Source organism: Kineococcus aridisoli (assembly GCF_050871885.1).
In the GTDB taxonomy this organism is placed as follows: Bacteria; Actinomycetota; Actinomycetes; order Actinomycetales; family Kineococcaceae; genus Kineococcus.
The window spans coordinates 1-9,625 of record NZ_JBJLSF010000126.1 but is presented as its reverse complement, the minus strand read 5'-3'; the positions used below and the strand labels follow the sequence as shown (position 1 = coordinate 9,625).

Annotated in this window: 8 protein-coding genes; 6 read left to right on the top strand and 2 right to left on the bottom strand. The window is 77.5% G+C overall.

Annotation, left to right across the window (positions count from 1 at the left end):
- Nucleotides 1-53: 53 nt before the first annotated feature.
- Together ilvD and ACRYM2_RS21790 are read right to left on the bottom strand one after the other, a co-directional pair.
- Nucleotides 54-1,913 carry a dihydroxy-acid dehydratase gene (ilvD, locus tag ACRYM2_RS21795; protein WP_432524680.1) on the bottom strand — a complete coding sequence of 620 codons (1,860 nt, stop codon included), beginning with the start codon at nt 1,911-1,913 and terminating at the stop codon, nt 54-56.
- A gap of 128 nt (nt 1,914-2,041) precedes the next feature.
- Nucleotides 2,042-3,922: an HD domain-containing phosphohydrolase gene (locus tag ACRYM2_RS21790; protein WP_432524679.1), complete on the bottom strand. Its 1,881-nt coding sequence runs from the start codon at nt 3,920-3,922 to the stop codon at nt 2,042-2,044.
- A gap of 95 nt (nt 3,923-4,017) precedes the next feature.
- Here ACRYM2_RS21790 and ACRYM2_RS21785 point away from each other — a divergent pair, with 95 nt between their 5' ends.
- The 6 genes from ACRYM2_RS21785 (at nt 4,018) to dprE2 (ending at nt 9,444) form a co-directional block, all read left to right on the top strand.
- Entirely contained in the window at nt 4,018-4,872 is an 855-nt protein-coding gene (locus tag ACRYM2_RS21785; protein ID WP_432524677.1) for a helix-turn-helix transcriptional regulator, read from the top strand.
- A gap of 124 nt (nt 4,873-4,996) precedes the next feature.
- Nucleotides 4,997-5,986: an ABC transporter ATP-binding protein gene (locus ACRYM2_RS21780; protein WP_432524675.1), complete on the top strand. Its 990-nt coding sequence runs from the start codon at nt 4,997-4,999 to the stop codon at nt 5,984-5,986.
- Nucleotides 5,986-6,801 (top strand): ABC transporter permease, encoded by an 816-nt coding sequence (locus tag ACRYM2_RS21775; protein ID WP_432524674.1) that lies wholly within the window; start codon nt 5,986-5,988, stop codon nt 6,799-6,801. Before ACRYM2_RS21780 ends, ACRYM2_RS21775 begins: the two co-directional genes overlap by 1 nt.
- 20 nt (nt 6,802-6,821) lie before the next feature.
- On the top strand, nt 6,822-8,048 hold the full coding sequence (locus tag ACRYM2_RS21770; protein ID WP_432524672.1) for a sensor histidine kinase: 1,227 nt from the start codon (nt 6,822-6,824) through the stop codon (nt 8,046-8,048).
- Nucleotides 8,045-8,665 (top strand): response regulator, encoded by a 621-nt coding sequence (locus ACRYM2_RS21765; RefSeq protein ID WP_432524670.1) that lies wholly within the window; start codon nt 8,045-8,047, stop codon nt 8,663-8,665. Before ACRYM2_RS21770 ends, ACRYM2_RS21765 begins: the two co-directional genes overlap by 4 nt.
- On the top strand, nt 8,665-9,444 hold the full coding sequence (dprE2, locus tag ACRYM2_RS21760; RefSeq protein ID WP_432524669.1) for a decaprenylphospho-beta-D-erythro-pentofuranosid-2-ulose 2-reductase: 780 nt from the start codon (nt 8,665-8,667) through the stop codon (nt 9,442-9,444). The genes ACRYM2_RS21765 and dprE2 overlap by 1 nt, the downstream gene beginning before the upstream one ends.
- Nucleotides 9,445-9,625 lie beyond the last annotated feature (181 nt).

Below are 9,625 nucleotides of genomic sequence, written 5' to 3'. Positions count from 1 at the left end.
AGCAGCGCCGCCGGGCCCGCTCCGCGCGCGCGGAGCGGGCCCGGCGGCGCTGCTCAGCCGTCGGCCCCGAAGCGGCTGACGTCGCGGACGGCGCCCTTGTCGGCCGACAGCGCCAGGGCCGCGTAGGCCTTGAGCGCGGTGGACACCTTGCGCGGTCGCGGTGCGGCCGGCCGGTAGCCCCGGCCGGCCTCGACGGCGGCGCGCCGGCGCTGCAGCTCCTCCTCCGGCACGTCCAGGCGCAGGACGCGGTTCGGGATGTCGATGACGACGGTGTCGCCGTCCTCGACGAGGGCGATGGTGCCGCCGGCGGCCGCCTCCGGGGAGACGTGCCCGATCGAGAGCCCGGAGGTGCCGCCGGAGAAGCGGCCGTCGGTGACCAGCGCGCACGTCTTCCCCAGCCCGCGCCCCTTGAGGTAGGAGGTCGGGTAGAGCATCTCCTGCATGCCCGGCCCGCCGCGCGGGCCCTCGTAGCGGATGACCACCACGTCGCCGGCGCTGATGCGGCCGGTGAGGATCGCCTCGACGGCGTCCTCCTGGGACTCCACCACGACGGCCGGGCCGGAGAACGTCCAGATCGACTCGTCCACGCCGGCGGTCTTGACCACGGCGCCGTCGGGGGAGAGGTTCCCGCGCAGCACGGCCAGGCCGCCGTCGGCGGAGTGGGCGTGCTCGACGTCGCGGATGCAGCCGCCCGCGGCGTCGGTGTCCAGCGACTCCCAGCGCTCGGACTGCGAGAACGCCTTCGCCGAGCGCACGCAGCCGGGGGCGGCGTGGAACAGCTCGACGGCCTCGGGGGAGGGCGAACCCCCGCGCACGTCCCACGTCTTCAGCCACTCGGCCATCGAGGCCGAGTGCACGGTGCTGACGTCGTGGTCGAGCAGCCCGGCGCGGTCCAGCTCGCCGAGGATCGCGGGGATCCCGCCGGCGCGGTGCACGTCCTCCATGAGGTAGGTGCCGTTGGGGGCGACCTTCGTCAGGCACGGCACCTGCCGCGAGCGCTGCTCGATGTCGTGCAGCGTGTAGTCCAGCCCCGCCTCCTGCGCGGCGGCCAGCAGGTGCAGGATCGTGTTGGTGGAGCCGCCCATCGCGATGTCCAGCGACATCGCGTTGTCGAACGCGGCGCGCGAGGCGACGGCGCGGGGCAGGACGGTGGTGTCGTCCTGCTCGTAGTAGCGCTTCGCGATGTCCACGACGGTGCGCCCGGCGGCCTCGTAGAGGGCGCGGCGCGCGGTGTGGGTGGCCAGCACCGACCCGTTGCCGGGCAGCGCCAGGCCCAGCGCCTCGGTGAGGCAGTTCATCGAGTTCGCGGTGAACATCCCCGAGCAGGAACCGCACGTGGGGCAGGCGGCCTCCTCGATGCGGGCGATGTCCTCGTCGGAGACGTCGTCGGCCACGGCGTCGGCGATCGCCGAGACGAGGTTCAGCCGGCTGCGCACGGTGCCGTCGACGAGGACGGCCGTGCCGCCCTCCATCGGGCCGCCGGAGACGAACACGGTGGGGATGTCCAGCCGCAGCGCGGCCATGAGCATCCCCGGGGTGATCTTGTCGCAGTTGCTGATGCAGACCAGCGCGTCCGCCCGGTGCGCCTCGACCATGTACTCGACGGAGTCGGCGATGAGGTCGCGCGAGGGCAGCGAGTACAGCATCCCGTCGTGGCCCATCGCGATGCCGTCGTCGACGGCGATGGTGTTGAACTCGCGCGCGATGCCCCCGGCGGCGTGGACCGCCTCGGAGACGATGCGGCCCACCGGCTGCAGGTGGGTGTGGCCGGGGACGAACTCGGTGAAGCTGTTGGCGACGGCGACGATCGGCTTGCCGAAGTCCTCGCGCGCCACACCGGCGGCGCGCAGCAGTGCGCGGGCGCCGGCCATGTTCCGGCCGTGCGTGACGGTCCGAGACCTGAGCGGGGGCATGGGAGCACTGTCGGCCACGCCCGCCGCGGGGGGAAGACGGCGCCGCTGCTGGTAGTGGGAGTACCAGGGACGGCCGCGCGGCGAGGCGGCGCGTCGGCGCGAGAGGAACGACGGGTCGACGTCCAGCCTCAGTGGCCGCACTTGTCCTTGTCCTTGTTGTTGCTCGCGCACGTGCTGGAGCTCGGCGAAGGTGTCGGGAGGTGGACCGGCGTCGTTCCGGTGGGTGTGCTGGTGGGCGGGCTCGACGGGGTGGGGGTGCCGGTGGGGGTGCCGGTGGGGGTGCCGGTCGTGGGGGTGCCGGTGGGGGTGCCGGTCGTGGGGGTGCCGGTGGGGGTGCCGGTCGTGGGGGTGCCGGTGGGCGTGTCGGTCGTGGGGGTGCCGGTGGGCGTGTCGCTGGGGTTCCCGGTCGGCGGGCTCGGTGGGCTCGGCGGGCTCGACGGGCTGCCCGTGCTCGTGGGCGTGCCGGCGGGCCCCGCGGACGGTGAGGTGCGCGTCGGCGCCGGGGTGGAGGTGTGCGTCGGCCCCGCGGACGGTGAGGTGCGCGTCGGCGCCGGGGTGGAGGTGCGCACCGGGGTCGGCCGTGCGGCGAGGAGGTGCGCCGAGGGGTGCGGGACGGGTGTGCTGCGCCCGGTGGCACCGGGGACGGCGGTGCGCTGCGCGGTGGGCCCCGCCACCCCGCTCCCGGCCGGGGCCGGGGCGGGGGCCGAGGTGGTGGGCGGCTGCACCGGGGTGGGCAGCTGCGTCGGGGTGGGTGCGCCCGTACCGGTGGGCCGGGGCCGGACCACGGCGGCGTCGGCGTCCTCGGCGGTGGGGCGCTGCGCCACCACCTCCCGCTCCCGCGCGTCCGCGGGAGCGGCCAGCGCCTGGGTGCCGGCGGTGCCGGCACCCACGCCGACCCCGGCGGCCAGCAGCACGCTCAGCACCTGGCCGCCCGCCGTCTGCGCCACCGCCGCCGCGCTGGACAGCGCCTGCGCGGGCGCCGAGCCCACGCCCGGCAGGGCGGCCAGCAGCGTCGCCGGCCCGGCGATCAGCCGCAGCCGGCCGATGCCCACGGCCAGGAACGCGCGCACGACCTCGGGGTCGAACTGGCTGCCGGCGCAGCGGGTGATCTCGGCCCGGGCCTGCTCGGCCGACATCGGCTTCTTGTAGGCGCGGGCGGAGGTGATGACGTCGTAGGTGTCGGCGACGGCGATGACCCGCGCCGCCAGCGACACCTGCTCACCGGCCAGGCCCTGCGGGTAGCCGCCGCCGTCCCAGCGCTCGTGGTGCTGCTCCACGCCGTCCAGCCACGGCCCCAGCCAGGTGCGCAGCGGGGCCACCAGCCGCCCGCCGTGGCAGGGGTGCTGCTGCAGGGCGGCCCACTCCTGCTCCGTGGGCCGGCCGTTCTTGTTGATGACCTCCACGGGCACGTGGACCTTGCCCACGTCGTGCAGCAGCGCGGCCCAGCTGAGCTTGTCCACCTCCTCGCGGGGCAGCCCCAGCTCGTGGCCGATCAGCGCCGCGTACGCCTGCACCCGCTCGCCGTGGGCCCGGGTGCGCGCGTCGTGCGCGGCCAGGGTGCTCACGAGCGCCAGCAGCCGCTCGGCGGAACCCCGGTCGGCCTGCGCCGCCGCGCCGGCGCTGCCGTCCGCGTCGCCCTGCGCGCCGGCGGCGGGTTCCAGGGCCGCCGGCGACCAGGTGCGGCGGGCGACCTCGAAGCGGCTGGGGACGCGGTCGGGCAGGACCAGGCTCAGCCGCAGCAGCGCCGACAGGGGGACCAGCCGGCGCAGCCAGCGCGAGCAGGCGATCAGCACGCCGGAGGAGAGGGCGACCACGAGCAGCAGCCACACGGCCCCGGGCACGCCGAGCCGGGCGGGCGGCACCCAGTGGGCGGCGGCTGCGCCGACCGCCACGGCGAACAGCAGCGGGCCGACCGAGGCGGCCGCCCGCACCAGGGTCGCCAGCACGGGCCGGGGCCGCCACGTGGTCGACGCCGCGTCCCCGTAGTTCTGCGTCGGTCCCGTGGTCATCCCCCGGGAGTCGGGAGCGGGCACCGGGGGGTTGAGCCTCCCGCGGCGGGTTCACCCGCCCGGACGGCACGCGCACCGGGACGGCCTAGGCTGCGGTGGTGGGCGGGGCGGCACGGCGCGAGGAGCTCGGCGCCCTGCTGCGCAGCCGCCGCGGCCAGCTCAGCTCGGTGGACGTGGGCCTGCCCGAGGGCGGCCGGCGGCGCAGCCGCGGGCTGCGCCGCGAGGAGGTCGCCGCGCTGTCGGGGGTCTCGGTCACCTGGTACACGTGGCTGGAGCAGGGCCGCGACATCAACCCCTCGCGGCAGGTGCTGGACGCGCTGGCCCGCACGCTGCGCCTGTCGGGGACCGAGCACGCGTACGTGCTCTCGCTGGCCGGCTTCTCCCCGCCGCCCCCGGCCGCCGACCTCGCCGCCCGCACCGCTCCCGGGCACGTCCAGCGCCTGCTCGACGCCCAGGCCGGGCTGCCGGGCTTCGCCATCGCCGCCGACTGGCAGATCGTGGGCTGGAACCCGGCCTACGCGGTGCTCTACCCGGGCATCGCCACCGTGGCCCCCGAGGACCGCAACCTGCTGTGGCTGGTGTTCACCGACCCGTACGTGCGCCGGCTGCTGCCGCACTGGGAGTCCGACAGCCGGCGCTTCCTGGCGGAGTTCCGCGCCGAGGTGGGGCCCCGGCTGGGGGAGCCGTCCGTCGCCGCGCTCGTGCGGCGGCTGCAGGGCAGCAGCCCCGCCTTCGCCGCGGGCTGGAGCGACCACGACGTGCGGGGCTTCAGCTCGCGCGAGCGGCTGTTCAACCACCCGCTGACCGGTGACCTGCTGCTGGAGCACCACCAGCTGACGCCCGCCGACCACGCGGACCTGCACGTCGTGCTCTACACCCCCGTCGCCGACGGCAGCACGCCGCAGCGGTGGGCGCAGCTGCTGCGCGAGGCGGCGCCGGGCCACCCGTGACGTTCCTCACGGGTGGAGCGTGCGGGGCGCCGCGGAAGTCGTGAGGCGCGGCACGGGTCGCGGGCCCGGAGCGCCGGGAGGCTGGGAACCGTCAGCAGGGACCCAGCACCGAGGAGGCCGGCACGTGGACGCCGTCGAGAACGCCGTCGAGGTCGAGGACCTCGAACGCACCTACGCCGGAGGGACCCGCGCGGTCCGCGGCATCAGCTTCACCGTCGGACGCGGCGAGGTCGTCGGCCTGCTGGGCACCAACGGCGCCGGCAAGACGTCCACCGTCGACGTCGTCACCGGCCTGGCCCGGCCCACCGCCGGCACCGTGCGCGTGCTCGGCCACGACCCGGTCCGCGGGCGCCGCCACGTGCGCGCCCGCACCGGCGTCGTCCTGCAGTCCGGCGGGCTGCCCGGCGACCTCACCGTCGCCGAGACGCTGGCGATGTGGTCGGGCACCCTGAGCCGGCGCCGGCCCGCGGCGGAGGTCGTCGAGGCCGTGGGGCTGCAGCACAAGCTGCCCGCTCCCGTGAAGGGCCTGTCCGGCGGGGAGCGCCGCCGCCTCGACCTCGCCGTCGCGCTGCTGGGCCGCCCCGAGCTGCTCGTGCTCGACGAGCCCACGACGGGTCTGGACGCCGAGAGCCGGCGCGGGGTGTGGACCCTCGTGCGCGAGCTCGTCGCCGCCGGCACCGCGGTGCTGCTGACGACCCACCACCTGGAGGAGGCCGAGGAGCTGTCCGACCGGCTGTCGATCATGCACCGCGGCCGCGTCGTCGCCGCGGGCACGCTCGAGCAGGTCGTCGCACCGCACCGCTCGGAGATCCGCTGGAACGCCGCCGCGGGCCGTCCCGAGCTGGCCGAGCTGGCCCCCGGCGACACCGTCAGCGCCGTCGGCCGGCACGTCGTGGTCCGCACCGACCACCTGCAGCGCAGCCTGTCCCGGGTGCTGGCCTGGGCGCAGGCCCGCGAGCTGGCGCTGCCGGAGCTGAAGGCCACGCCCGCCTCGCTGGAGACGGCCTTCCTCGAGCTGGCCCGCCAGGACGTCCCCGAGGACGACCCCGCCCGACCCGCCCGCCGCACCACCGCCCGCACCGCCCGCACCGCCCGCACGGAGGAGGCCGCCTGATGCCCGCGCCCACGCTGTCGAAGACCGCTCCCGGACCCGCCCCGGTCCGCGAGGGCCCCGTGCGCGCGGGCCTGCGCCGCACCGCCGCGCTCGCCCGGGCCGAACTGCTCCTGCTGCGCCGCAACCGGACCCTGATGTCCATCGCCGTGCTCATGCCGCTGGCCGTCGTCGGCCTGCTGGCGAGCCTGGGCGGGGAGGCCGGGATGACCGGTGAGGCCGCCGCCGTCGCCGTCAGCAGCCTCGTCGGGATGCTGCTGCTGTTCGTCGTCTACTACAACGTGCTGTCCGCGGCCGTCGCCCGCCGCGAGGAGGGCGTCCTGCAGCGGCTGCGCACGGGCGAGGCCACCGACGGCGAGGTGCTCGTGGCGCTCTCGCTGCCCTCGACGGCCATCACGCTCGTGCAGACCGTCCTGCTCGCCGCCGTCGGCGCGCTGGCGCTGGACCTGCCGGTGCCGGGGAACCCGCTGCTCGTGCTCGGCGGTCTGCTGCTGGGGGCGGCCGTCTTCTCCGGCCTGGCCCTCGTCACCGCCGTCGCCACCCGCACGCTGGAGGCCGTGCAGATGACGAGCCTGCCGGTGCTCTCGATCGCCGTCCTCGGCGCCGGGCTCGCGCTGCCGCTGGACGTGCTGCCGCCCGCGGTCGCCGACGTCGCCGAGTTCACCCCGCTCAGCCCCGTGCTGACCCTCGTGCGGGCCGGCTGGACCGGCGGCACCGGTGGCGCGGAGCTGCTGCAGGCCACCGTCGTCGCCGCGGCCTGGGTCGGCCTGTCGGTGGCCGTGGTGCGCAGCCGGTTCCGCTGGTCGCCGCGCGGCTGAGCGTCTGGGAGAGTCCTCCCGTGAGGTTGCTCGACCGCTGGCGCGACGCAGACGACCTGCGGCGCGTCGAGCTCTACACGCGGTGGTCGCTGCAGCCGCTGGTGTTCCTGGCCCCCTTCCTCGTCTTCGCCTTCGGCGCCGACGCCGCCGCCGACGCCGCCGACGCCGGTGGCGGGGCGGCCGCGGGCGGCGGTGCCGGCCTGCTCGCGGCGGTGGCCGGGTCGCTGGTGCAGGCGGCCGTGGTGGCCGCCGTCGTCGGCCGCGCCGTCGACGGGCGGCCCTGGGGGCGGCGGCTGGTGGCCGCGTGGGCGGGGACCTCGGTGCTCGCCCTGCTGACCGCGGTCCTCGCCTTCGACGGGGGTGCCGCCAGCGGCTCCGCGGCGGGCACCGCCGCGGTCGTCGCGGCGGCACCGCTGGGCCGCCACCGCTTCCGCCGCTACGCACCGGCGGCCGCCGCCCTCGCGCTCGTCGCCTCGGCCGCGGCGGCGCTCGCCGCGGACGGCTGGCGCGAGCAGGCCACCGTCGGCGTCTCCGTGGGCCTGCACGTCTTCTACGCCGTCCTGGCCCCGGCGCTGCTGCAGATGTCGCTGTGGCTGGTGGAGGTCGTCCGCCGGCTCGCCGCCGCCGAGCGCGACCGGGCCCGGCTGGCGGTGGCCGAGGAGCGGCTGCGCTTCGCCCGCGACCTGCACGACGTCGTCGGCCGCGACCTGTCCGCGATCGCCGTCACCAGCGACCTCGTCGCCGAGCTCGCCCGCCGCGGCCGGCCGGAGGCCGCGGAGCGGGCGGCGGAGGTGCGCGAGATCGCGCAGGCCTCCCTGGAGCAGATCCGCGCGGTCGTCCGCGGCTACCGCACCGTCGACCTGCAGCAGGAGCTCGACGGCTCCGTCGCGCTGCTGCGCTCGGCGGGCGTGCAGTGCACCGTGCGCGACGACAGCGGCGGCGCCCCGCTGCCCGCGGAGGTCCGCTCGGCGGCGGCCTGGGTGATCCGCGAGGGCGTCACCAACGTCGTGCGGCACAGCGCCGCGACGTGGTGCCGCATCAGCCTGCTGCGCCGCGGCGCGGGGCTGGAGGTCCGGCTGGAGAACGACGGCGCCGCCGCCCCGGCCGGCGACCGGGCGCAGCGGGGCGGCCGGGGTTCCGGCCTGGCCGGGCTGGCGGAGCGGTTGCGCCCGCTGGGCGGCGACCTCGACGTCCGGCACGCCGACGGCACGTTCGAGCTCACCGCACGACTGGAGGTCCCCGCATGAGCATCCGCGTCCTGCTCGCCGACGACGAGAACCTGGTGCGCAGCGCCGTCGCCGGGTTGCTGGACCTGCAGGACGACCTGGAGGTCGTCGCGCAGGCCGCCTCCTGCGCCGAGGCGGTCGCCATGGCGCGCAAGGAGTCCCCCGACGTCGCGGTCCTGGACCTGCAGATGCCGCCCGCGGAGGGCCTGGCCGACGGGATCGCCGTGGCGCAGCGGCTGCACGCCGAGGTCCCCGGCTGCACGACGATGCTGCTCACCAGCCACGGCCGGCCCGGCTACCTCAAGCGCGCGCTGGAGGTGGGCGTGCGGGGCTTCCTGCCGAAGACCTCCTCGGGTTCCGTGCTCGCCGAGGCCATCCGCACCGTCTCCGCGGGCGGGCGCTACGTCGACCCCTCGCTGGCCGCGGACGCCATCGCCGCGGGGGAGAGCCCGCTGACGCCCCGGGAGGCCGACGTGCTGGAGCTGGCCGCCGACGGGGCGAGCGTGGAGGAGATCGCGCTCAAGGCCTCGCTGTCACCGGGCACCGTGCGCAACCACCTGTCCTCGGCCACCGGCAAGCTCGGCGCCGTCAACCGGCACGAGGCCGTGGTGCTGGCCCGCCGCTCGGGGTGGATCTGATGGCGCGCGCGGCGGGTCCGGCGGCTCCGGCGGGCAGCGGGCGCCCCGCACCGGTGCTGCTGCTCGGCGGGCGCAGCGAGATCGGCCTGGAGGTCGCCGAGCGGCTGGTGCGCGCCGGTGCCCCCACCGTCGTCCTGGCCGCCCGCCGCAGCGGGGAGCTGGCCGAGCAGGCGGCCCGCCTGCGGGCGGCCGGCGCGAGCGTGGAGGCGGTGGAGTTCGACGCCGACGACGTCGCCTCGCACGGTCCGCTGCTGGCCGACCTCGTCGCCCGGCACGGTGCCCTCGACGCCGTCGTCGCGTTCGGCGTCCTCGGCGACCAGGCCCGCGCCGAGCGCGACGCCGCGCACGCGCTGGCGGTCGTGCACACCGACTTCGTCGCGCAGGTGAGCGTCCTGACGCACCTGGCGCAGCTGCTGCGGCCGCTGCGCGCGGGCCGGCTGGTGGTGTTCTCCTCCATCGCCGGGGCCCGCGTGCGGCGCGCGAACTACGTCTACGGCTCGGCCAAGGCGGGGCTGGACGGCTTCGCCTGCGGCCTGGCCGACGCGCTGGCCGGCAGCGGGGTCCGGCTGCTGCTGGTGCGGCCGGGTTTCGTCGTCGGCCGGATGACGGCGGGGATGTCGCCGGCACCGCTGGCGAGCACCCCGGCGCAGGTGGCCGACGCCGTCGTGGACGCGTTGCGCTCGGGCCGCGACGTCGTGTGGGTCCCCGGGGCGCTGCGCGCGCTGGCCGCGGCGATGGCGGTCACGCCCCGGCCGGTGTGGCGGCGCGCCCCGCGCTGAAACCCGGCGCACCCGCCGGGCGCCCCGCCGGGAGCGCCCGCACGGCACCCGCACGACGCCGCACGATCGGGGGGGGGGGGGGGGGGGGGGGGGGGGGGGGGGGGGGGGGGGGGGGGGGGGGGGGGGGGCGGGGCCCCGCTCCCCGCCCACCCCCGGCCCCGCCCCGACCGCCCCCCCCCGC

Coding starts and splice junctions, on each gene's coding strand:
- ACRYM2_RS21765 (WP_432524670.1), top strand. CDS start 8,045: ATGAGCATCCGCGTCCTGCTCGCCGACGACGAGAACCTGGTGCGCAGC.
- ilvD (WP_432524680.1), bottom strand. CDS start 1,913: ATGCCCCCGCTCAGGTCTCGGACCGTCACGCACGGCCGGAACATGGCC.
- dprE2 (WP_432524669.1), top strand. CDS start 8,665: ATGGCGCGCGCGGCGGGTCCGGCGGCTCCGGCGGGCAGCGGGCGCCCC.
- ACRYM2_RS21775 (WP_432524674.1), top strand. CDS start 5,986: ATGCCCGCGCCCACGCTGTCGAAGACCGCTCCCGGACCCGCCCCGGTC.
- ACRYM2_RS21790 (WP_432524679.1), bottom strand. CDS start 3,922: ATGACCACGGGACCGACGCAGAACTACGGGGACGCGGCGTCGACCACG.